The following is a 23,227-nucleotide window of genomic DNA, read 5'->3' as shown; positions in this document are numbered from 1 at the left end:
GCCTAACGGGCCACGCGCCGCGGCCGCCCCGCCCCCCGCTTCGCCGCAGCCTGCTGCACATCGGCGACAATGCCGTGGGCATGCGCCGCGGTGTGCACCTCGAGCTTCTTGTCATCAATCGCGTGCAGCTTGGCGGCGAAGGTCTGCCCGCCCTTCTGTAGTTCCGCCGCGATGCTCCAGTATTCCTGCGGACGGAACGCGCGAATATCCCGCTCGCGCTCCACGATCAGCCGGAGGGCCACCGTCTGCACACGACCCGCGGACAGCCCCTTCTTGACCACCTTCCAGAGGATGGGAGAGGCCTTGTAGCCCACGAGGCGGTCGAGGATGCGGCGGGCCTGCTGGGCCTCGAAGAGACGCGTATCGATCGCCCGCGGCTTCTCCATCGCCGCGCGCACCCCTTCCTTCGTGATCTCGTGGAACAGGACCCGGTGGACCGGGGCCTTCGACTTCGACTTGCTGCGCGCACCGGTGATCTGCTCGGCGACGTGCCACCCGATCGCCTCACCCTCGCGATCAGGGTCGGTCGCGATATAGACGGCGCTCGCGTCGACCGCGGCCGCCTTGAGTTCGGCGAGGGTCTTCTCCTTTCCCTCGATGGTCACGTACTCCGGCTCGAACTCTTTGTCGAGCGCGATGCCGAGCTTCTTTTGCGGCAGGTCGCGGACGTGCCCAATGGTCGCCTTCACGCGATAGCCGCGACCGAGGTACTTCCCGATCGTCTTCGCCTTGGCCGGGGACTCGACGATGACGAGCGCTGCGCCGCTGGAGGGCGCGTCGTCGACGACCGCTTCCATGATGTCGGCGGCAGCGCGACGCGCCGGCGCCGGCCGCTTGGCCGCCGCCTTCGTGTTGGCGGCCTTCTTTGTTGCCGCCCGTGACGCGCCACGCCCGACGACACGCCGGACGCCTAACGCCTTCTTCACTGCTGCCTTCTTCTTGGCTGCCATGAGTCCTCAGTGCACGATGAGGGGCTCGCCGGGCGAGCCGCTCCCATCCCAGAATCCAGTGTCTACCATGGCCCGGGCGTCCTCCAGGGACACCCGCGCATCCACCTGCATCAGCAGGCGCTCGATCACATGCTCAAGTTCCATCGCCCCGAGGGTGCCCGCGGCGCGTAATCCCAACAGGTATCCCCACGCGTCCGGGGTGAACCGGCCGCGTTCATGCGGCCCTTGCACCCGCACCGGCCACGCTTCTTCCAGCGGCCGCTCCCCACCCTCCTGAACCCGAATATCGGTCAGCCAGGCGGAGACAATCGTGCCAATCTGTCCCCCATCGTACCCCTGAGACGACAACCAGGCCTCGACCTCGGAGACATGGTCCTCACGGCCGAACCGACGACGCAGTTCGGCGACCAGACGATCGAGACGGGGCTCCATTCCCTAACCTACGCGCCCCGGCCAACCAGAGGCAAGGCGAGCGACCTGATGCGCAACTGCTTGTGGCGTATAGACTTCGGTGTCAATCGTCACATCCGCCGCCGAATAAAGCCCCTCCCTTTCGGCCAAAATGCCCGCCAAAACCGCCGCCGGATCCCCTTTCATTAATAGCGGGCGCCTGCTCACCCCCGCGCCCATGCGACGCACCGCGACCCTCGGACTGACGGTCAGCCAGACCAGGATCGTGCGGGGGCGGATAAGGCCGACGACCTCGGGGCGAGTGACCCAGCCCCCCCCTGGCGACAGCACCGACGCCGGCGCGGTGACCAGCTCCTGCGTCAGCCCGGCCTCCATCTCCCGGAACGCCCCTTCCCCATCCTCGCGAAAGATCTCCGCGATAGTTCGCCCGGCGCGCCGCTCAATCGTTCGGTCGAAATCGACCAGCGGGTAGTTCAGGATGTCGGCGGCGAAACGCGCCACCGTGGACTTGCCGGCCCCGGGAATCCCGATAAGCGCGACATGCCACCCCTCGCTACGCATCGCCCGGCCGGCCAAAGCCCCGGCCCACCTGATCGAGGTATCCGCGCACGTTACGGGAAGTTTCCGTCAGGGAATCGCCGCCGAACTTCTCCATCCATGCCTGCGCCAGGACGACGGCAACCATCGCCTCGGCGATGACCCCCATGGCCGGGACCGCCGTGACGTCGGATCGTTCGGCCACGGCGGAGGCGCTCTCGCCGGTTTGTGTATCCACCGTGGCCAAGGGTCGCATGAGGGTGGCAATCGGCTTCATCGCCGCCCGGAGCACCAGCGGCTCACCGGTCGTAATTCCCCCCTCGAGCCCGCCCGCGCGGTTGGTGGGGCGTCGGACGCCACCTGCCAGCGGCCGTGCCGGGTCGCCCGCGATCTCGTCGTGCACCTCGGCCCCCGACCGTCGCGCCGCCTCGAAGCCCAGCCCCACCTCCACTCCCTTCACCGCGGGAATCGACATGAGCGCGGCGGCCAGCCGACCATCGAGCTTGCGGTCCCACGCCACGTGGGAGCCGAGGCCAACCGGAAGTCCCGTCGCTATGACCTCGACGATCCCGCCTAACGTGTTCCCGCTCGCCTTCGCCGCGTCGATGGCGTCGACCATGCGAGCAGCCGCGTCCGGGTCCAGCGTTCGTACCGGTGACGGGTCCGCGGCGGCGTTGAGCGGCAGTGGCCGCGGGTCCGGCAAGGCGGCGTCGATCCCGCCGAGGTGCACCACGTGGCTCCCGATGGCAATCCCAAAGTGAGACAGCAGGTGTCGACAGACGGCACCGGCCGCCACCCGTGCGGTCGTCTCTCGGGCTGACGCACGTTCCAGGATATCGCGTGCGTCCTGCCGGTCATATTTCAGCATCCCGGCGAGATCCGCGTGTCCCGGGCGTGGGCGCGTGACCGGGCGCCGACGGAGCGCGGGGTCACCCTCGCGCGGCGCGGGGTCCATGATCTCCTGCCAGTTCTTCCAGTCGCGATTCTGGATCAACAGCGCGATGGGTGAGCCGATTGTCTCGCCCGCGCGCACACCCGAAAGGAACTCGGCCGCGTCCCGCTCGATCTGCATGCGCCGGCCCCTGCCGTAACCGAGTTGTCGTCGAGCCAGTTCCACGTTGACGTCGGCGGCGAGCAGCGGAAGCCCCGCCGGGATCCCTTCGAGGATCACGACGAGGGACGGTCCGTGTGACTCACCAGCCGTACGAAAGGAGACGGTCACGGGCACGGGGTAGGCGTGGATACAACACGAGCCCGGCCGGGGCCGGGCTCGCGAAGCAAACGGGTCGTTCTATCCTGCGCAAGAGGACCCTACTGGATGTCGCTCGTCCTCACGTCGATCATCACGATCCCTTCCGGCGTGAGGCCGAACAGCTTCACCACCAACGTGGGGTCCGCCGCCTTCTCCGCGGCGCTGGGTAACGACGCCCGCAGCGGGCCATACAAGTTACGGCGAATCGGGATCCGCCCCCGCAACCGGTAGGTGTACGAGTCGACAATCTGGATCGACTGGTCGCCGGAGGCCACGAAGGCCACGCGGGCGAGCTGATCCGTCGTGTTCTCGTCGCTGTTGAGCGGGTGGAACGCGATCCCCGCTCCCGTGTTGAAGGTCGCAAACTTGCCCTGCAACCGGAGCGACGAGTCGGCGAAGAAGGTCTCCTCGCCATGCACGCCGATGTTTGCCGAGTTGGCGTTGATGTCCAGGCCAAAGACCTTGTCCGAGGCGTTGCTGGTCAGGTCGGTGACCTCGATGGGCGCGGAGTACTGCGCGCCATCGGCCGGCGTGCCGGTGGGGTCGAAGACCACGAGGACACGCCCGGCGCGGTTGCCCGTGTTCCCTTCACCGAAGGCGACGCGGCGACGATCGCCGCCCGCGGCCACGAAGTTGGTGTCGGGCAGCGAGAGGGAGGCGGCGGACAGGTCCTTGATCGCGACCAGGTTACCGTTCACGGGCGCCTGGCGGAGGGTGAGCACGGCCCCTTCCACGGTCAGCGAGTTGACGCAGACGGCGGTGTTGGGGTTGTTGCCCGGGGTGTGCTCGCAAATGATGATGCGATCCGGCACCCCATTCTCGCCCTCGATGACGTCCACATCATCGGCGTTGATGATGACGTAGCGGCCCTTGAGGAACTTGCCGTACTGCCAGATCTGGCGCGGCTCGGCGCGCGCATCGAGGAAGTTGTCGATGCGTCGGAGCGTGCCGGGGATGGCCGTGGACGTCGGCTTGGTGGAGTAGTACAACGCGCCACTCGCCGACTGGGCGATGTACTGCGGGCGATCCGAGTAGTCGATGATGGCCTCGACCTTGAACTTGAAGCCACCGCTCAGCTCGTCCTTCACGTAGCTGACGTCAAAGATGTACTCGTTGGACGTCTTGACGCGCCCCGTCTCGTTCCGAGTGTCCAGCTCCACCTTGGAGATGTTGGTCCCGGCAGAGTTGGCGACGAGCAGCAGCGAGTTGGAGTTGTCGATCACCATGCCCCAGGGCTGCGCCCCCACCGCGACCGACGGCAGGCTCGACAACGTGGATGCATAGTTGAACGCTTCCAGCTGGTTCTTGTTGATGTTGGATACGAAGACGGTGGTGCGCGCGGTGTCGACGACGATGTCAGCACCGAGGCTGCCCTCCGGCAGCGCGGTCGTCAGTCCGTAGGCGTACACCACCTGGTCGCGCTTCGCGAGGGTATCCGTGCTGACCGAGATCGTCGCGCCGGTGGGCACGGCGTATCCCGTCCGGCCGGCCGCGTCGATGGCGTAGGCCGTAATGAACATGGTCTGGCCACGCAGGGCGATGGGCGCGCGGAATGCCTTGCGTCGCGTCACCTGTTGCGCCGGCGTCGCCAGCGTATCGGCGGAGCGATAGAGTACCTGGCCAGCGGCGTTCTTGGCGAGGAAGCCGATGACCCGCACGAGCCCGTCCGCGTCGCGCGCGGCCAGGTCCAGTGAGTCCGGGGTCTCGAGGCGTGGAGCGACGGTCTGGTAGACGATCGGCGGCAAGAGGTCAGGCCCGGCCGCCGCGACGCGCACGGTGAACGGCTGCCCCTGTGCCCGCAACCCGTCGCGGTTCTCGGCAAACGGCGTGATGACGATCGCCGAACCCGCGATGAGGTTGGCCGGTACCTGGAAGGTGTACGTCACCGTATCACCCTTCGGATACGGCACCGGGAAGAGCGTCGAATCGGCGCGAGAGAAGCCGGTGGCAATCGCGCGGTACCCGGCCTTGGTGAGCCCAGTCGTGTCGATCACGGCCAGGTCGAAGGCGTACGTCCCGTTGACGATAACGTTAGGCTGCGGCTGCACCATCGCGACCCGTGGCACGTTCGGGTCGAACGCCACGGCGGTGGCCTCACCGGAGGCGGCGTTCCCTGCCCCATCGCTGACCACCGTACGGACGGTGATCACCTGACCGGGGCGCACGCCGGACAGCGGGATGGTAATGGTCTTGTTGTAGTTCGCGTTGGCGACGGCAAAGACGACGGAGTCCCGGCCCACGGTCTGGGTGTCCGCGAAGACGCGGGTCACGACCTGGGTGAGAGCTGCGTTGTCCTGCGCGTTCACCTGCACCTGCAGCGGCACCCGCACGGACACGGAGTCCACGCCGTCGGTGCCGATCTTCCCCTGGATCGCCACCGCCACGCGCGGCACGATGCGATCCGAGCCGGTTGAGGCGATGTCGGTCGACGCGCACCCACCCACACCAAGCAGGGCGAGCACGCCCGGGGCGACGCGACGAATAATGGTCTTCATCGTTGGCTCCGGATGGGGTTACTTGCTTTCGCCTTGCGGCGGCCGAACCGGATCCCCTTCATCGATGATCGTCGGGGTCATCATGATGAGGAGGTCCTTCTTTTCCTCGCGCGAGTCCGTCTGCGAGAAGAAGCGGCCGATCAGCGGCAGATCGGAGAGGAACGGAATCCCCGAGCGGTTCTTGACGATTTGGGTCTGGGTCAGCCCACCGATGACGGCGGTTTCCCCATCGTTGACCAGGAGCTGCGTGGCCGCGTTGCGCTTGTCAATGATGAAGCCGAGGTCACCGCCAACGATCCGCAGTTCCGACTGCTCCGCTTCCATCTTCATGCGAACCTGGCGGTTGCTGGTGATGTGCGGGGTCACCTTGAGGATGATACCGGTCTCGCGGAACTGGACGTTCGCGCGAGCGGGCGTGCCGATCTGGCCGAGCGATCCGGCGTCGATCACGCGCACCGGCGTTTCCTGGCCGACGACGAGCCGGGCTTCCCGATTGTCGAGGGTCACGATGCTGGGCTCTGCCTGGATGTCGGACAGTTGCGACTCGCGGAGGGCGTCGAGGAACGACGTCAGCGAGTACTTGCCGAGGGCCGTCGAGAAGATCAGCGAGAGGGCGTTGCCCTGCTTGTACTTGCGGGTGGCGTTCGCGACGCCGGCGATGGCATCACCACCCAGTTCCACCTGCGATTCGAACTGGCCGGGGGCGGTGGCACCCTCGGGAATCCGCGGCAGCAGCGTATTGGAGAAGGTGGTTGCGGAGCCGATGTCGTAGCTCAGCCCGAGCTGCTCGATGTTGGTGCGCTGGATGGAGATGATCTTGGCCTTGAGGGCGACCTGCGGCGTGCGCACGTCGAGCCCCTTCACGTAGGTCATCAGGTTCGGCAGCCGTGAGGCGACCTCGGAGATGATCAGTGAGTTGGTAGCCGAGTCGGCCGCGACAGTTCCGCGGACGATGCATCCCTGTGGCACGGATGGCGCGCCACCACCGGCGGCAGGAGACCCGCCCCCCTGTGACCCAGGCGCACAATCCTTGTAGAGCAGGCCCTGCACGGTCGGCAGCAGCGAGGTCGCCGACACGTAGTTGATGTTGACGAGCTGGGTCGCCGTCGGCTCAGACGCCTGCTTCTCCAGGATGTTCTTGTAGCTGTCGATGGTGATGATCCCCGACGACTCCTCAATGGCGGCGAGTCCCTGCGCCTCGAGGAGGGCCTTCAGGGCGACATCCCACGGCTGGTCCTTGATCTCGGCAGTGATCGTCCCCGCCACATCCTTCCCGACGACAATGGTGCGCTGGGAGAAGGTGGCAAAGGCGGCGATAACGTCGCGGATGTCGGCACCAGCGTAGGTGACCGTGATACGGGCCTGCTGGGCAGGGATCGGTGCCGCGACGGGCTCGATGCGCGCTTGGCGCGTGCCGGCTTCCTCGACGGAGTTGGCTTCCGGCTTGGGCGCGGGCATCGGCTCGACCTCGCCGCGCGCTTCCACGGTCGTGGTCTTCTCGGCGGTCACTGCAGCCACCTGCTCGGTAAGCAGGGCGCCGCTGGAGTGCCAGGCCGCGAAGGTCACGTCGGTGGTGAGCAGCACACGGATCGTATTGCCCTCGCGCACCACTTCATAGTCGCGTTCGCGGTCCAGGTCGAGGACGACGCGGACGACGTCGGTGCTATACTGAGAGAGGCGGATGTTCGAGATACCACCACGCGACACCCGATCGTAGCGCTGGGCCATGGGAGCCAGCCGGGCCCCCGTGAGGTCCAGGACGATCCGGTGCGGGGACGGAACCGTGAAGTCCTGCACCTCGACCGGACCGGTGAGGGTCACGACGACGTCGGCGCGACCGTCCACCGGCACCAGCGACAAGCCGGTGACAGCGCTGGCAGGGACCACAACGCCCGGGTTCCCGGCGGCCTGCAGCTCACGGGAACCGACGGACAGCGCGATGGTCGCCAGGGCGACCAGCGAAACGACTCGCCTCATTGCTTCCTCTCTTTGTTGGAATCACCCAGCGCCAGCGTCTCCTGGCGGCTGTACCCGAACTCCTCGATCGTGAATGCCACGGACTTCGGCGAGATGGATGCGACACGCATCCGTCCCACGCCCTGCCCGATGCGCAAGCGGTACTGCACCTTCTCCTTCCCCGAGACGTCGTGCACCACGGCGACCGAGTTGCGGCCACCGGTCGGGTCGTACGCGACCGCGACGAGGCGCAGGTCGGAGATCAGGGGCCGCAGCTCACCGTTCGCCATCAGCGAAACGAAGGGGTCGCGGCGCCCACCGCGATCGTACAGGTACGCTTCGCGCTCGAAGGCCGAGCCCGCAGACTTCACCGACGTTGCACCGGCGGCCGAGTCGGTGGACATGCTGAGTGTCGGCACCTGCTCGACCTGTCGCACCGACGGGGCCTTGCCGGTGTCGGCCGGGAGGGTCGACGACTCCTTCGTCCGGGCATTGGCCGCCGTCACCGCGTTCTGGGCGGCCTGCTTGGGCTTCATGATCGGGGGCGTGCTCACGTTGACCTGCGCCGATCCTTCGCCGGCGACGGCCACGAGCAGGGCCAGGGACAGGAACCGCATCAGGACTTCCCTCCTCGTGTGACAGTGCTCGTCCGTGCGACGTAGGTTTGGATCTCGAAGCGCGTGTCGATCGCCGAGGCACCGTTAGGTCGCCGACGGACCGCGTCCATGTTCGGGTTCGACGCCGGCGCCAGGCTGAGGTTCACCGGCGCGACGATGCGGGTCAGCGAGCCCACGTTGGCGAGGAACTCTGCGACCGCGTGGTAGCCGCCGGTCACGGCGAGCTTGTAGCGGTAGGTGTCGAACTGTTGGCCCTCGATCACCGGCTCTGGCTGGACCGTGGCGAGGTCCAGGCCGGCGCGACGAGCGGCGGTCGAGACCTGTTCGAGCAATGCGGGCACCTCGTTGCCGGTCGGGACGAGCTGGCGCATCACCTCGAGGTCACGGGCGAACTGCTCGGCCTCGACCTTGAGTTTCTCGGCGTTGCCCTTGGAGGCCTCGGCCTTGGCCCGGTCGTTGTTACTCTCCAGGGTGTCCACCCGCCCGGTGAGGGCCGCCAGCTCAATGGCCTTCGGGTTGTAGACAAAGTTCCAGTACGCGGCCACCAGGGCCAGCGCGACCATGGTGACGAGCACCATGACCTGTTCACGTTGGGTCTTCGGAGGAAAAGCCACGGTTACCTCACCGACAGCGAAACGGGGGCGGTTGTGATCACGGAGCGATCGGGACGCTCATACTCGGCGTCCAGCTGGAATTCGGTGACTTCCTTGCCATCCAGCATCACCAGCTCCGACTTGGCCAGCTGAACGTTCTGGACGAATGGGGACGTCTCCAACAGCTTCATGAAACGGGTCAGGGCCTGGATGTCGACGGTGTTGCCGACGACGCGGAAGCGCATGGGCTCTTCCGTCGGTTCCGGATCCTTGTTCTTCTTCGCGGAGTCCGGCTTGGTCCCGTCGGCTACCCCGGCAGGGGTCGAGACCGCCGAGGTCTGGGCCATCGACTTGAGCCAGGTGTACGGCGGCAGGGAGCGCGACACCTCGTCCATGATGTGCGGCCAGACATAGCGGTCATCATCGATCGACCGGATGATGGCCAGCTGCTTGACCACGGAGTCCCGCTTGGCTTCCGCGCGGCGACGGTCCTTGAGGATCATCGCATAACGCGTGGAGTCCCGCAGGGCCTCGGTCTCACGCACACCGAGGTCCTCGGCGGTCGTGCCCTGGCTGAGGTGCAGAATGCCGACGCTGGCCACGGCCACGATCACGCTGGCGACTGCAGTCAACAGGTAGGGATCCTTGATCTTGGTGGCCACACCGGCCGCCAGAGCCTTGAAGGACACACCGGAGCCGGCCTTGCGATTCCGGGCTGCCCCAGGCAGCAGATTGATCTCGATCATCGGTAGGAATCCAGCTCGGGGTTACGCTGCCTTGCGGAGCGCGAGGCCAATGGGGAGCATGAGGAGCGGGGCGACTTCGTCAGTGATGAGGTTGTCCAACGCCCCGGCGCGCACGCGCAGGTTGGCAAGGGGATTGGCCAGCTCGACGGGGAGCCGGAGGCGCGTGCCAAGGGCCTGCGCCAGTCCGGGCACGCGGGCACCACCACCACAGAGGTAGACCGCGCGCAGTTGGCTGCCACCGCGTGAGGACGAGGCCAGGAAGGCGGCGGCGCGTTCCACACCGACCGCGATCTCCTCGCCGCGGCTCTCGATGACGGCGTCGAGGTGCGGCGAGCGGTCATAGCCCTGGAGCAGCCCCTCGGCCTCGTCGGAGCCGAGACCACGTTCGCGCTGCAGGTCCTCACGGAAGCGGCGGGTGCCGATCGTGAGGTCGCGCGTGAGGATCGGGACGCCGTCGTCGAGGATGTTGATGTTCGTGACTTCGTGGCCGATGTTGATCAGGCCAACGACACCCTGCATCGCGTCGGGGTGGTTGATCTCAAACGCGTTGTGCAGGGCGAAGGCATCGACGTCGACCACCGCGGGGGCAAGGCCGGCGTCCGTGAGCAGCCGCATCTTGTTCTCGACGAGGTCGCGCTTGGCGGCGACGAGGAGCACGCTCATCTCCATGCCGTCCGCGTCGGGATCGAGGATCTGGAAATCCAGCTCGACCGATTCCATGTCGAAGGGCACGTGCTGTTCCGCTTCCCAGCGCATCAGCTCACGCGCCTGCTGCTCCTTCACGCGCTCGATCTGGATCTTCTTGATGATGACGTCGCGGCCGCCGACGGCGGTGACCACGTCCTTCGTCTTGAGGCCGGCCTGTTCCATCGCACTGCGAATGGCGTCGGTGACGATGCCGGGGTCCATGACCTCCCCTTCGACGATGGCGTCCGCCAGGAGCGGCGCGATGACGACTTTCGCGAGCTCCGGTTCGCCGCGACCGTGGTCAATGACCGCGATCTTGATGAGCCCTGAGCCGACGTCGAGTCCGACCGTCGTCTTCTTGCGACCGAAGAGCGCCATAACGAGTGGGGGTAAAGGTCCGGATGCTCACGGGAACAGGCGGGGCCACGAGACCCGGAGCGTCTGCCCATGACACGACCGCCATGTCTGCGGGGTAACAGCACTTTGCGCCGGCCATTGCGGATCGCCGGATCGGTGCGCCCGATCACGCCAATCGCGGCTCGTTCCGTGAGCCAGGTCACATGGGGAGCCAGGCTCGGCCAGTGACGGGACGCCAGCGTGCCTGACGCGAGAGGACGCCGCCGACGAGGCAGCCCGCGCGCTCGACGCGCAGTCCGTCGCCCACCTCCGGGTGATCGCCAGGCGCAGCGGCCGTATCGGCGGCCAGCACGGCCCCACGCAACACGCCGCCCCCGGGGCCGGTCCGCAGGTCGTCGCGCACAATCACGATGCCGTCAAACCGTGCGCCGCCGGACACGGTGAGGTCGCCGTCCACGAGGAGCATCCCCTGCCCCCGGCCGCCGCGCAGCTCGACGCTGCCCTGGGCGAGGATCAGCGGCGCGTGGCGTGCACACGGCCCCGTGCCACTCGGCTCTCCCCAGTTTGAGATGACGGTGGTGTCGCACGCGGCGAAGGCGGTGACCGGTCCCGGGGTGATGACGGCCCCAGCGGCGAGGCGCACCTGGGCGCGCGCCGCGAGCGTGCCCCACGACTCCGATCCGTACCGGGTGTAAGGCGCCATCGTCCCTGCGGTGGCGTCCTCGAGCAGCGGTGGGACCCCGGCGATGCGGCCCATCCCCGTCCGACGCAGGGTGTCCGGCATCGCGACCCCCGCCACACCGGTCCCGGGAAGGCACCCGGCCAGCAGCGGACTGGTCGTGGTATCCGTGCCAATGACCTCGCCACTCCCGACCACACCGACGGCATCCCGCACGGTCAAGGCCGCGAGACCGCCGATATCCGGGAGGTCTTGCCGCACCACCATGGTCGCGTGGCGCGCGGTGCGCCGTGCCAGGACCGTGTCCGGGAACCACGCGGTGGCCACGAGCTGCCAGGTGACCGGGGAGATGCGCACCGCGCGGACGTCCACCAGGGCGGAGCCGGCGGCACGCCGCACGACGACCGGAGGATCGCCCACGTGCAGGGTATCGAACTCATGGACGCGCGCATCCCGCAGCACCCCCCAGAGCCCGGCGGTGGCACCCGTCGTCGCCACCACCACATCCCGGCGAGCCGCGGAACGTCGGTGCGCGCCTAACGACACGTGATGGAGGGCGAGCGAGAGCCAGCCGAGCAGCGTGGCGAACACGAGGGTCATCAGCAACGCGGCTCCGCGCCGCGGCACGGCCTGGATCATGGGCGATTGGGGAAGTGGATGAGCCGCTGGACGGAGTCCCGGTGGACAGTCGCCCCCGTGGCCGAACGGACTGCGGCGCGCGTGGGGGCGGTCGCCAGGAGCCGCAGCGCCATGGGGTCGCTGGCTCCGGGTGCCAACACACTGTCCAGCCAGGCGAGCCGAAACCCGCTCCCCGGCGGTTCCAGCGGACCGGCCAGGGGCTGGATGGTGGACCAGGCGCCCCCGGGCCCTTGCTCGGAGTAGCCGAGTGCCCATTCTGTTGCGGACCGGTAGAGGGCGAGCCGGGACGGGCGCGTGATGCGTGCCGGCGCCCCGATCCAGGTGGAATCCACGGTGGGCACCACGTCGAGCACCCAGGCGCCGAAGGCGGCGTCAGCAACGGCATGTAGGAGCGGAGTCGCTCCGCATCCCCCGCGCACCCACCGAGCGGACTGCACCAGGTGGCGGCTCCAGCTGTCGTCCGCCGCGTGTGGCGCGGCGCCATCGTCGAAGAGGTGGAGCAGGTCGCCGGGCTGCGGGCTGCTGGTGTGGCCGCCCAGGCGGAGGCCGTCATGCCGCGTGTCTGCCGCGACGGCGACCGCGCCGGCCACTCCGCAGACGGGACCATGGGCGATGGTCGCGTGCCAGACCACGGCGGTATCCGCGAGGCGAATGGCGTCCCCCGCCGCTGCCGAGAGGGCGGGCAGGAGGTGTGACCCGGATTCGAGGGCGACCGCGAGTTGGCCATCGCGTTCGGTGCGAAGGACGACACGCTCGGTCTCCCGCACGGCGGTGACCAGCGAGCGCACGGCGAGAGCCCCGAGCACGCCGAACATCGCGAGGGCGACGAGGACCTCGACCAGGGCCACCCCCCGCCGAATCAGCACGGTCCCGCGACCTCGAGGCGCCACGGGGGCCCGCTGGTCGGTGACACGACCAGGTCATAGACCGCGCCGGGTGGCTGGTGGCGCGCCGTCCAGGTGATGGCGCCCTCGGCGCGGGAGATCGCGCCGGCCGCGCCGCGACAGCCCAGCGCACCTAACGAGTCCGCCAGGCTCGCCGCGTGGGCCGCGAGGATCCGTTGGCTCGTGCTGCGGTGGGTCCCCCGGGCGCTGGCGAGGTGGAGGGCCAGGACCCCCTGCAGGGTCGCCCCGAAGAGGAGGAGGGCGACCAGGACCTCGAGGAGGCTGAACCCCGACCGGGTGGTGTTGAGCTGCGATCGCATGCCGGAGTATTGCCCGGCACGGGACGGCGGCCGGTACCCCCGTTATGCCACTCGCAGCATTTTCACGCACGGAAAACCAGAGGGGCGGCGGTCCGTGTGGACCGCCGCCCCCTGGGTACCGCCGAGCGAGGTTAGTCGCTTACGGCGTGCACTTCGGCTCAGCTTCAACCGTGGCCGGCGCAACCGCCGCCACACCAACGAAGATCGCGCAGGTCTTGGTGGTCGCGCTGTGCGTGGTCGTCGCGCTCCAGCCCGTGCCGCCCGACGCCGTCGCCGTCACCGACACACCCGCCGACGGCACGAAGCCGTTGAGCGAGCTGGTCGAACCGGACAGGTTCGTCGCGGTACCAGCGGTGTAGACCTGGTTGTCAGCGAAGTACGACTCTTCCGTGGTGGCCATGTTGCGGAGGTCGGACTTCATCGAGGCGAGGTATGCCTTTTCCTTCGTGTTGGCGAACTTCGGGATCGCGATCGCGGCCAGGATGCCGATGATGACGACGACGATCAGGAGTTCGATCAGCGTAAAGCCCTTCCGAGTCGTGTTGCGCATGGTGTCTCCGGGTGCCCGTGTGAGGAAAGTGAGAGGTGCGAGGAGTCGTGTCCGTCTCGATGGTGAAGCAAGGCAAGTGATGGACCACAAGCGGGGGTCTGCGCCGAACTCGTTGCTGCTACACGACTTGAGCGACTGGTTGGACTGCGCGCAGTCCGCGAACACTTCCTTCCTTTTGCGCGCCGTCTTGCAGTCTGCCACACGCCCAACCCACCCCGCAGCTCTGACCAACCCCCTTGCCTTGATCACCCACCGGCCGAAACCCGGCCCGCAAGCACCGATTTGACGCCTGTGCGGTACATCAGGTAACGGTGCCTCACGTGACGGATATCACAGTGGACCCGGGACGATCCGGGGTGCACCTTGGCGTTAGGTAAAGCGGGAGCTCCCGGCGTGATCGCCACGGAAGCGGCTCTTGCTGGCGGTTTGTCCCCGGGCGCTGGAGGCCACGGCGGACACGAGGCCCCGGATCTTCGCGTGCTCTCGCTCGCGGGTCCGGGGCAGATGCCGAATCAGCGAGGCGGGAACAGGTTGAAGCGCACGATGTGCCAGAAGGCGGCCACGCCATCCTTCCAGTTGATCTTCTTCCCCTCGGCGTACGTTCGGCCGGAGTAGGAGATCGGGACCTCGTAGATCCGCACGCGGCGCGCCGCGAGCCGTGCCGTCACCTCGGGCTCAAAGCCGAAGCGGTCCGACGTGAGCGTCAGCGAACGCGCCACCTCACCACGGATCGCCTTGTAGCAGGTCTCCATGTCGGTGAGGTTGAGGTTGGTGAACATGTTGCTCGCCATCGTGAGCATCTTGTTCCCGACCGAGTGCCAGAAGTAGAGCACGCGATGCGGTCCGCTCAGGAAGCGCGACCCGAACACGGCGTCCGCCTTCCCCTCGATGATCGGCTCCAGAAGCTGGGGCCAGTCCGCCGGGTCATACTCCAGGTCGGCGTCCTGCACCATCACCACGTTCCCCGTGCTCGCGGCGATCGCCGTCCGGATGGCGTATCCCTTCCCGCGATTCACCTGCTGGTGGATCAGGACGTCGATCAGGCCTTCCGCCTTGAGTTCCTCGAGGATCTGTTCGGTCCCGTCGGTGGAGCAGTCGTTCACGCAGATCACCTGCTTGCGCACCGGGACCGAATGCACCTGGTCCAGGATCAGGCGAATGGTGTTCTTCTCGTTGTACACCGGGATCAGCACCGAGAGGATGACCTCGTCGGCGGGAATCGGGGTGCGACCGCGCATGCGCGGGGTCGGCGCGTCGGTGAGAACGTTGGGTGAGGACACGGGAAGGGTCATGGCGTCTGGCGCTGATAAATCAATACGTCCGGGGTACGTCCCACGTAACGCAGGAGGGGGCTGGGACCGGCCGCGAGCGTGCCGGCCGTCCGGAACCCCTGCTGCGACCCGATGAGGAACCAGGACGGTCGGTACGAGGTGAAGATATCCCGGACCACTTGCACATCCTCCGGGTCCGTCAGGTTTCGGACCCGCTGACTGGGAAGGAAGGTGGACGTGGGGACGCTCTTCCGGTTGGCATACAGGTAGACGATCAAGTCGTCCTCAGTGCTCAGGACGGTGGTCGAGTCGGTGTACCGGGCCGCCCATTCGACGATCGGCTTGGCGCGCTTTCCGGCGTCGCGCTGGGCCGAGACCCACCATTTCCGGGTGTACCCCGTCCAGTTGTACTGGACGGAGCCCCCCACGAACGCAGCCGTGAGGAGGGCAATCCCAGCGTGTCCGGCCAGGCGGGCCGGGCGCGCCGCCCGCCCGGCCGCCGTCCAGGCGGCCAGCACGCCACATCCCACCAACAGGGGCCACAGGGGCCATAGGGCGAGGGTGAAGCGGACGGGGTCGAACGGCCAGAGCATGATGACAACGGTATACAGGATCAGGAATCCCAGCGTGACCGGGGCATTGCGACGGAATCTTCCTGTCCCCAGCAGGGCGAACCCGATGACGGCGGCGAAGACCACCAGGCGCGGCCATACGGCGAGGACCGGAAGGAAGTGGTACGAGAGGACCCCCACGAGCCCTTCCACGTTCTTCACGAGCACGGCTTTCGCAAACTCCACGCCGCCCTCGCGGTACCCGTCGACCAGCCACGAGCCGTACGAACCGAACTTCCCCACCAGGACCGGGGCGATCTCGGCCTGGTGCGCCCCGACCCACAGCTGCCAGGGGACCAGGAAGACGCCGGCCCCCACGCCGGCGGCGACCGCGGCGGGCAGCTGTCGCCGGAGCAGCAGGGTCAGGCCGAGGGCTGGCACGGCGAACACCCCGAGGGTGCGGACCATCGACAGGGCGCCCAGACACAGCCCGGCCACCAGGGCATCCCGCCACTTCCCCGTCTCGACGGCGCGCTCGGCCGCCAGCAAGGCCGGGAAGAGGACGGCGAGGAACATCGGCTCCGACATCACCACGCCGGTCACCAGCAACACCACGATGGACAGGGTCCCGATCACGGCGACCGTGACCGCCCCGAGGACCGGTGTGGCGAACCGACGCCGCGCAAAGACGTAGGCGCCGGACGCAGCCGCCCCCAGGAAGAAGGCGTTGAGGAACTTGAAGGCGACGATGTTGTCCGGAAACGACGGCCACACCCGCCAGATGACGGCGAGGACCAGCGGATACCCGGGCGGGAAGTGCGTCGCGTTAGGCTCCCCGGGAAGGTTGAGGAAGCGGAACCCGCGCCCCTCGGCCAGCGACTTGGCGAGGACCGTGTACATCGCGTCGTCCTGGAAGGCACCGACGGGCCAGGGCGTGATCGTGAGGATGGCGACCAGGGCCACCACCATCGGCAGCGCGACGTGGATCATCCGCTCCGGCGGCGCGGGCATCTGGCGCAGGCGCTCGAGCCAGTGGGTCATCGGGCCCTCGCGATGACGAGGGAATCCGCGGCGGCACGGAACCGTGTGGCTCCCACCCCATCGCCGACCAACTGTGCCACCTCGGTGGCCTCGCGCAACATGGAGAGATCTCCGGCGTAGATGGAGTGCGCCACCATGTACTCCCGCGCGGCGGCAGGCATATCCCCGGCGGCGCGCAGGACGCGGGCGGCCACCCAGTGCCCGTGATAGGACTCCGGGTGATCCTCAAGCAATTGCAGCGCAAAGGTGCGACTGTCTCGCCAGGTGGGCGTGCGGGTCCACGTGCGTGCGGCACCGGCCACCAGGAGCAGCGCGATGACGACGCGTGAGGCGACGCCAGGCGTGGCCGGGTGCATCGCCAGCCAGGCCAGCCCAAGTGCGACGCCCGCACTGGCGAGGTAGAGTGTGCGCTCGGCGAGCGCGACACCGGTCACGACCACGACGTTCGACACGGGTCCAATCGCCACGATGCTCCACCCGATCGCCACGGCCAGGAGCGGTGCGCGCCGCCAGGCGCGATACAGTCCCCAGCCGGCCAGGGCAACCAGGAGGGCACCGGCCAGGACCATCGGGGTGATCGTACGCGCCGCCTCCAGCACCCCGGGCTCGTAGTCCGCCGAGAGCTGTGCAGGGACGAGCAGGAGCCGCGCGTAATGCGGCACGATGCTCACGACCGTGAGCAGGCGATCCCCGACGGGCAAGCCGACAAACACCGCGCTCTTCGTCGAGAGGGTGGCATCGCGCAGGGCGAACGCCATCAAGGTGCCCCAGGCCACCGCAACAGCGGCGTATCCCCAATAGAGGGGTCGCGCACGTCGCGTGTCCCCGCCCGGGATGCGATCGACGAGCGCCGCCAGGAGAGGAACAACCACCGCGCCCTCCTTGGAGCCGAGGGCCGCCGCGAAGGCGACCCATGCCCATGCGGAACGGCGTCGATGCAACAAGAGCGTCGCCAGGCCGAAGCTCGCGGCCATCAGCTCCAGCCGCCCGACCACATTGGCGACCGCCTCCACGTGGACCGGATGGACGGCAAAGAGGAGGCCGGCGACCGTACCCAGAGCCGCCCCTCCCAGCTGAACACCAAGCAGCGCCAGCAGCGCGGCAGCAGCCGCATGCCAGGCCACGTTCACCAGGTGAAACCAGGTGGCAGTGTTCCCGGCCAGCGCGTGATCGAGGGCAAAGGAGAGGATGCCCAGGGGACGGTACTGCCCGCCGCCCACCTCCGCGGGCCAGTACGGCGAGAGAATGGCGCGCCAGGCCGTCCCCGGCTCCTGCACCAGGGTGTTCTGCAGGATGATCCCGCGATCATCGAGGACAAAGCCGTTGACGCCGGCGTTGGCATACACCAGGAGCGACGCCATCGCGGCAACGAGCGGGGGCACCCACGGTCGATGGGTCATCGCCCGCCGCGCGCCTCGTCAGGCAGCGGCTGGTAGACCACTCCGCGGGGCAGTCGCGTCACTACGCGCAGTACCGGCTGCGGGCCGGTGGAGAGGGCGCGGCCCGCGGACGTCCCGTAGTCACTCACGGACAGGACGTAGTCGACCTCATAGGTCGCCAGGATCTCCCGGAGCGCCTGCGCAGCAAGCGCCGGCGTCTGGGGCACCAGGTGCTCTTGGGGGGTGAAGGTGTTGTTCGGCACAGTGCGCCGGCCGGTGTACAGGTGCACGAGCAGGTCGTCGTCGGTGGCGAGGACCGCGCTGGTATCGGTATTCGTGCGGACCCACTCGGTGAGTGGCCGCGCGCGTTCCGCGACCCCGCCCTGCACCTGCGACCACCAGCGCTCCTGGGCCGACTGGACGTTGAACTTTGCATACCCGGCCAGCAGGGCGACGGCGGCGAAGCCGGCGGACAAACGACGCGGCGAGAGCCGGTGGGCCTCGCCAGTGCCGGCCAGGCCGCGTACCCCAAGCACGCAGAGCAAGCCGATCACCGGCCAGATGCCCCACAGGAAGCGCGCGGGCGCGAAAGGCCAGGCCATCACGATCCCGATGTAGGCGAGGGCAAACAGCGCCACCACGCGCACGCGGGACCACGCCACCACAAACCCGCTGGCCAGGACGAGGACCACCCCGGACGTTGCCATCACCTTGAGCCAGGTGGGACCGAGCACGGTGCCGGTGTGGGTCCAACTCTCGAAGGCGAGCCGTCCCGCATTGAACCGGATGACCTCGCCCACCCAAGCCAGGCCACCGGAGCGCACTGCGTCCCCCAGCCATCCCCCATACGAGCCATACTTCCCGGTGAAGACCGCGGGCACCTCGGCGGCATGCGCCCCGACCCACAGCTGCCAGGGGAGCAGGCCTAACGCGGCCACGACGAGCGTGGCCAGCGCGGCGCGCCAGCGGCGCCGCAGCAGCAATGCCACCACCGTGGCCGGCACGACCAGGACGCCTAACGTGCGGACCGTGGCCAGGGCCGCGCCAACGGCACCGGCGACCGCGCCATCGCGCACCGCACCGGAACGCGTCGCCCGTTCCCCGGCGGCCAGGGCGACGATCACCCCCACCATGAACAGGGGTTCGGACATCACCATCACCGAGAGGACCACCACTGGGGAGCAGGCGGTGAACAACACGGCAGCGGCGCCCGCACCGAGGGGGCCCAGCTGCGCGTGACGTCGGCCGAACCACCAGGTCAGGACGGCCGCGAGGCCGACCAACACCGCATTCGCGAACTTGAAGACGGCCACGTTGGCCGGGAACGAGGGGGCGACCTTCCACAGGGCGGCCAGAAAAAGCGGATAACCCGGGGGATAGTGCGTCGCGTGCGGCGCCCCGGGCATGTGCGTGAACCGAAACCCCTCCCCCGATGCAAGCGCGCGGGCCAGGACGACGTAGATCCCGTCGTCCTGGAAGACGCCCACCGGCCACGGCTCGATCGCCAACACGACCGCCGCCGTGGCCAGCACGGCCGCCGTCAGGGGCGCCAGGCGCTCCAGGCGGGCGGACCTCATGGTCGCGAACGACCGGTCACGCGGCACCGACTCACCCCTCGCCACCAAACCGCTGCAGCTTGCGGTGCAACGTCGACGGATCAATGCCTAACGTTTCCGCCGCCCGCGTCTTGTTCCCGCCCTCCGACTGCAGGATCCACATGATGTAGGCCCGCTCGATGGCGTCGAGGGTGGGATTCGGCGTCTCCCGCTGCTCGACCAACCGGTCCGGTGTGCGGGACGTCAACTTCTCCGGCAGGTGTGAGGCATCAATCTCCTCGCCCGGGCAGAGGATCACCGCGCGCTCCAGCGCATTCTCCAACTCGCGCACGTTGCCGGGCCATGGGTAGTGCACCAGGGCATCGATCGCCGACTCGGCCAGGGTCTTCGGGGCCTCGCCCCGCGTCGTCGCCTGCTTGATCAGGAACGCATCCGCCAGCAGCGGGATGTCCTCCGCCCGCTCGCGCAGCGCCGGCAGGTGGATGGCAATGACGTTGAGGCGATAGTAGAGGTCGCGTCTGAACGCGCCCCGACGGATCTCGTCCTCCAAGTCACGGTTCGTGGCCGCCAGCAAGCGCGTGTCGATCGGCTGCGCCTCAGTGGCACCAACGGGAATCACCTCGCGATGCTGAAGCACCCGCAGCAGCTTCACCTGCGTGGCTGCCGTGGTCTCGCCGATTTCGTCGAGGAAAAAGGTTCCCTTGGCCGCTGCGGCGAAGAGACCACTCTTGTCCTTGTGGGCGCCCGTGAACGACCCCTTCACATGGCCGAACAGTTCGCTTTCCAGCAGGCTTTCTGGCAACGCGCCGCAGTTGATGGAGTGAAACGCCCCTTCGGTGCGCAGCGAGAGTTCGTGGACATAGCGCGCGATGACTTCCTTGCCCGTCCCCGACTCTCCGGTGATCAGCACCGTGGATTCGGTGGGCGCGACCGTTTCCGCCAGCTTGAGCACGTCCATCCACGCCCGTGACTTGCCCACGGGGCGGAGCAGCCCACTGCGTTGCTGGCGACGGATCTCCTGCTTGAGTGTCTTGTTCTCAACGCGCAGCGTGCGATGTTCGGTCGCGCGCCGGAGGATCGCCAGCAGCTCGTCATTACGGAACGGCTTCTGGATGTAGTAGTACGCCCCCTCGTTCACCGCCTGCATCGCCGACTGCAGGGTAGCCTGGGCGGTCATGAGGATGACCGGGGTGTCCGGATCCTTCTGCTTGACAGCGCTGAGGATCTCGAGTCCGCCGACGGACGGCATGCGGATGTCGCTGAGCACGACATCCGGCGCCAGGGCGGCGATCTGTTCCAGCCCTTGTCGGCCCCCGTGGGCCACGTGCGGCGTGAAGCCCTCGTTCTTGAGCAGGATGCGGAGGGAGTCGAGGATGCCGGCTTCGTCGTCAACGACGAGGACGTTCGGGCCCCCGGTGGTGGGCTGGCTCACAATGCGTCTCCTGGTTCGGCCTGGTAGTTGGGCAGCAGTACGGTCACCCGCGTGCCACGCGGGTCGGAATCGATGAAGACGAAGCCCTTGTGGGCCTCGATGGCGCGATGCACGACCGAGAGGCCGAGGCCGCTCCCGCCGGGTTTGGTGGTGAAGAACGGGTCGAAGAGCCGATCGCGCAGGTCGTCGGGAATCCCGGCTCCCTCGTCCGTCACGCGCAGCGCCACGCCGCCCCGGTCGAAGGACAAACCTGCTGGTGCATCCGAGCTGGTCAGGGGCGCCACGTCCACCTTGACCTGGCCCGTCGCCGGGGACGCCTGGACGGCATTCAGGGTGAGGTTGAACACCGCGCGATAGAGCAGGTCCTCATCCCCTTCCACGATGACGGGGGCCGCGGGGACGTTCGCTTCCACCCGCACGTCAGGGGCGCGATCGGGATGGGCGGCGGCGAGCCCAGCGGCCTCGCGGGCCACCGTGGCCAGGTCCACCGGCTCCAGGCGCGTCACACGCACGCGAGCGAAATCGAGAAACTCGGTGAGCAGCCGCGAGAGGCGATCCGACTCGCGCACGATGAGTCCGGTGAGCACCTGCTCGTCGGGCGTCGTGCGTGGTGAACGAGCCAGCTGTTCCACCGCGGACCGGACCGCGGCGAGTGGGTTCTTGATCTCGTGCGCCAGCGAGGCACTCAGCTCCGCCACCCCTTCCAGGCGTTCGGCTCGCAAGTGCAACGTATCGAGCTTCTTCTGGTCGGTGATGTCCTGGAAGATGGCGGTCGCCGTTCCCTCCCCTGGTTCTCCGGCGACGGTCACGGTGGTGTTGAGACCGATGGGGAACGAGCGCGACGCCGTCGTGATGGTCCCTTCGGCGCGCGTGGTGCGTGCACGGTCGAACGTGGCGCGACGCAGCGCCTGCGCCAGGGCCGGCGCGGTGACATCCAACGCGTCCAGCACGGAGGTGCCCATGAGCGCTTCCAGCTCAATGCCGAGCAGCGCACTGGCGGCGGGATTGGCGAACAGGAGCGTGCCCGATCGGTCCACCGTCACGATGCCGGATCGGATATTCGTGAGGATGTCGCTGGCCTGGAGTCGGGCCTTGTTGAGCTGCTGGACCAGCGCGGCCGCCCGCTTTTGCTCGTTCCGGAGGCGCGACCCGATATAAGCCGAGGTGAGCGCGACGGCCGCGAAAATCGCCAACTGCAACCACAGGGCGCCGGTGTTGGCAAACGGCCCAACGAACAACGTCTCCCAGAAGTAGAGCGCGCACCCCAACGAGGCGATGCCAAGCGACAGGGCGGGCGGGAGCAACAGCGACGCCATCGCGATGACCAGGATGTACAAGGCCGCGAACTGCGAGGCCCCATCCGCGGTGACATGGACCACCGCCGTGACGACCAGCAGGTCAAAGACACTTTGCCCCGCGAGGAAGCGGGTGGAGAGCGAGCGTTTCCAGATTTCCGACCACGTCGCCGAGACGGCCGTGAACGCGAGGGCAGCCGTGATCAGCAGGGAGGCGACGAGGGTGTCCTTCCGGTCCGCGTCCGTCCATGCGTAGACAGCCGCGAGGTAGATCGCCGCGCACACACCGACGCGACCGACGTAGACCCACCGAATCGCCTGGCGGGGGTCCACGAACGCAAAGGTCCTGCCTGACACGGGATGGGAGGCCGGGGGAGCCTGGGTCACGTGAGCCTGGTCTCGCACATTGCCACGCCCCGGGAATCGGGAGGTCTCGCAAAGTGCCAGACTCAGGACGAGCGAATGTGGCAAAGGGTAAGGCGACAGGGACGCGGACGAGCCGCGAGCGGGCGCACCTCTCGCGGCGCCCAGGATTGCGTGCGTCGCCGCGTCCGGTGTTACCGTATTCCGGCACTCCCGCCCCACCCATTTCCTCTCGCCCCGTGAGCCTCTCCATTCCCGACGACGAGTTGGTCTTCAAGGCGACGCGGTCCGGAGGCGCGGGCGGACAGCACGTGAACACCTCGTCCACCCGCATCGAGGTGTCGTGGTGCCCCGGGCAGAGTCGCGTGCTGAGCGAAGCCCAGCGGCTACGAGTGGCGACCGCGTTGGCGACGCGGCTGGACAGCGAGGGGTGGTTGCGGATCGTCTCGAGCGAGACGCGCAGCCAGGTCCAGAACCGAGAGCGAGCGGTCGCGCGCTTGCACGAACTGGTGCGGCGCGCGCTGGTGGTCCCCAAGGCGCGCCGCGCGACCAAGCCGACTCGAGCGTCCAAGCAGGCGCGCCTGGACGACAAGAAGGCGTCGGCGAAGCGCAAGGCGGAGCGTCGGCGTCGCGACTGGGACTGAGCAGCCGTGGTCTCCCGTGACA

At 68.0% G+C, this 23,227-nt stretch carries 21 protein-coding genes; 1 reads left to right on the top strand and 20 read right to left on the bottom strand.

Features of this window, described 5'->3' with window-relative positions; all coding sequences use genetic code 11:
• Nucleotides 1-2: 2 nt before the first annotated feature.
• The 20 genes from IPK85_13680 to IPK85_13585 all read right to left on the bottom strand — a co-directional run bounded on the left by IPK85_13680 (nt 3) and on the right by IPK85_13585 (nt 22,483).
• Entirely contained in the window at nt 3-797 is a 795-nt protein-coding gene (locus IPK85_13680) for a hypothetical protein (GenBank protein ID MBK8248439.1), read from the bottom strand.
• 159 nt (nt 798-956) lie between these two features.
• Nucleotides 957-1,382: a DUF494 family protein gene (locus IPK85_13675; GenBank protein ID MBK8248438.1), complete on the bottom strand. Its 426-nt coding sequence runs from the start codon at nt 1,380-1,382 to the stop codon at nt 957-959.
• Nucleotides 1,383-1,385: 3 nt separating this feature from the next.
• Nucleotides 1,386-1,922, bottom strand: coding sequence for a shikimate kinase (locus tag IPK85_13670; GenBank protein ID MBK8248437.1), 537 nt, complete (start codon nt 1,920-1,922; stop codon nt 1,386-1,388).
• A complete protein-coding gene (aroC, locus tag IPK85_13665) occupies nt 1,915-3,120 on the bottom strand; it encodes a chorismate synthase (GenBank protein ID MBK8248436.1) in 1,206 nt (401 codons plus the stop codon). The genes IPK85_13670 and aroC overlap by 8 nt, the downstream gene beginning before the upstream one ends.
• A gap of 89 nt (nt 3,121-3,209) precedes the next feature.
• A complete protein-coding gene (locus tag IPK85_13660) occupies nt 3,210-5,645 on the bottom strand; it encodes a beta-propeller fold lactonase family protein (GenBank protein MBK8248435.1) in 2,436 nt (811 codons plus the stop codon).
• Between the two features lie 18 nt (nt 5,646-5,663).
• On the bottom strand, nt 5,664-7,622 hold the full coding sequence (locus IPK85_13655; protein ID MBK8248434.1) for an AMIN domain-containing protein: 1,959 nt from the start codon (nt 7,620-7,622) through the stop codon (nt 5,664-5,666).
• Nucleotides 7,619-8,218 (bottom strand): hypothetical protein, encoded by a 600-nt coding sequence (locus IPK85_13650; GenBank protein ID MBK8248433.1) that lies wholly within the window; start codon nt 8,216-8,218, stop codon nt 7,619-7,621. The genes IPK85_13655 and IPK85_13650 overlap by 4 nt, the downstream gene beginning before the upstream one ends.
• Nucleotides 8,218-8,832: a type 4a pilus biogenesis protein PilO gene (gene pilO / locus IPK85_13645; protein MBK8248432.1), complete on the bottom strand. Its 615-nt coding sequence runs from the start codon at nt 8,830-8,832 to the stop codon at nt 8,218-8,220. The genes IPK85_13650 and pilO overlap by 1 nt, the downstream gene beginning before the upstream one ends.
• A 2-nt stretch (nt 8,833-8,834) precedes the next feature.
• Nucleotides 8,835-9,557, bottom strand: a complete 723-nt coding sequence (locus IPK85_13640) for a PilN domain-containing protein (GenBank protein MBK8248431.1) — start codon at nt 9,555-9,557, stop codon at nt 8,835-8,837.
• A 21-nt stretch (nt 9,558-9,578) separates the two neighbouring features.
• Nucleotides 9,579-10,622 (bottom strand): type IV pilus assembly protein PilM, encoded by a 1,044-nt coding sequence (pilM, locus tag IPK85_13635; protein ID MBK8248430.1) that lies wholly within the window; start codon nt 10,620-10,622, stop codon nt 9,579-9,581.
• Nucleotides 10,623-10,800: 178 nt separating this feature from the next.
• Nucleotides 10,801-11,919 carry a hypothetical protein gene (locus IPK85_13630; GenBank protein ID MBK8248429.1) on the bottom strand — a complete coding sequence of 373 codons (1,119 nt, stop codon included), beginning with the start codon at nt 11,917-11,919 and terminating at the stop codon, nt 10,801-10,803.
• Nucleotides 11,916-12,785, bottom strand: coding sequence for a type II secretion system protein (locus IPK85_13625; GenBank protein MBK8248428.1), 870 nt, complete (start codon nt 12,783-12,785; stop codon nt 11,916-11,918). Before IPK85_13625 ends, IPK85_13630 begins: the two co-directional genes overlap by 4 nt.
• The gene (locus IPK85_13620) at nt 12,779-13,123 is read right to left on the bottom strand and encodes a prepilin-type N-terminal cleavage/methylation domain-containing protein (GenBank protein MBK8248427.1); all 345 of its coding nucleotides are present in this window, start codon (nt 13,121-13,123) and stop codon (nt 12,779-12,781) included. The genes IPK85_13625 and IPK85_13620 overlap by 7 nt, the downstream gene beginning before the upstream one ends.
• 139 nt (nt 13,124-13,262) lie before the next feature.
• Nucleotides 13,263-13,673 (bottom strand): prepilin-type N-terminal cleavage/methylation domain-containing protein, encoded by a 411-nt coding sequence (locus IPK85_13615; GenBank protein MBK8248426.1) that lies wholly within the window; start codon nt 13,671-13,673, stop codon nt 13,263-13,265.
• Nucleotides 13,674-14,185: 512 nt separating this feature from the next.
• On the bottom strand, nt 14,186-14,911 hold the full coding sequence (locus IPK85_13610; protein MBK8248425.1) for a glycosyltransferase family 2 protein: 726 nt from the start codon (nt 14,909-14,911) through the stop codon (nt 14,186-14,188).
• Nucleotides 14,912-14,961: 50 nt separating this feature from the next.
• Nucleotides 14,962-16,536, bottom strand: a complete 1,575-nt coding sequence (locus IPK85_13605; GenBank protein ID MBK8248424.1) for a glycosyltransferase family 39 protein — start codon at nt 16,534-16,536, stop codon at nt 14,962-14,964.
• On the bottom strand, nt 16,533-17,936 hold the full coding sequence (locus tag IPK85_13600; GenBank protein MBK8248423.1) for a hypothetical protein: 1,404 nt from the start codon (nt 17,934-17,936) through the stop codon (nt 16,533-16,535). Before IPK85_13600 ends, IPK85_13605 begins: the two co-directional genes overlap by 4 nt.
• Nucleotides 17,933-19,492 carry a hypothetical protein gene (locus tag IPK85_13595; GenBank protein MBK8248422.1) on the bottom strand — a complete coding sequence of 520 codons (1,560 nt, stop codon included), beginning with the start codon at nt 19,490-19,492 and terminating at the stop codon, nt 17,933-17,935. Before IPK85_13595 ends, IPK85_13600 begins: the two co-directional genes overlap by 4 nt.
• Nucleotides 19,493-19,523: 31 nt before the next feature.
• Nucleotides 19,524-20,903 (bottom strand): sigma-54-dependent Fis family transcriptional regulator, encoded by a 1,380-nt coding sequence (locus tag IPK85_13590; GenBank protein MBK8248421.1) that lies wholly within the window; start codon nt 20,901-20,903, stop codon nt 19,524-19,526.
• Nucleotides 20,900-22,483, bottom strand: coding sequence for a PAS domain-containing protein (locus tag IPK85_13585; GenBank protein ID MBK8248420.1), 1,584 nt, complete (start codon nt 22,481-22,483; stop codon nt 20,900-20,902). Before IPK85_13585 ends, IPK85_13590 begins: the two co-directional genes overlap by 4 nt.
• On the opposite strand from IPK85_13585, the gene arfB reads away from it, so the two are divergent.
• Nucleotides 22,447-23,205: an aminoacyl-tRNA hydrolase gene (gene arfB, locus IPK85_13580; protein MBK8248419.1), complete on the top strand. Its 759-nt coding sequence runs from the start codon at nt 22,447-22,449 to the stop codon at nt 23,203-23,205. The genes IPK85_13585 and arfB overlap by 37 nt on opposite strands.
• Nucleotides 23,206-23,227: the final 22 nt, after the last annotated feature.

This window comes from Gemmatimonadota bacterium (genome assembly GCA_016712265.1).
In the GTDB taxonomy this organism is placed as follows: Bacteria; Gemmatimonadota; Gemmatimonadetes; order Gemmatimonadales; family Gemmatimonadaceae; genus RBC101.
The sequence above is the reverse complement of the archived record's forward strand: the minus strand, read 5'-3'. Positions and strand labels throughout refer to the sequence as shown.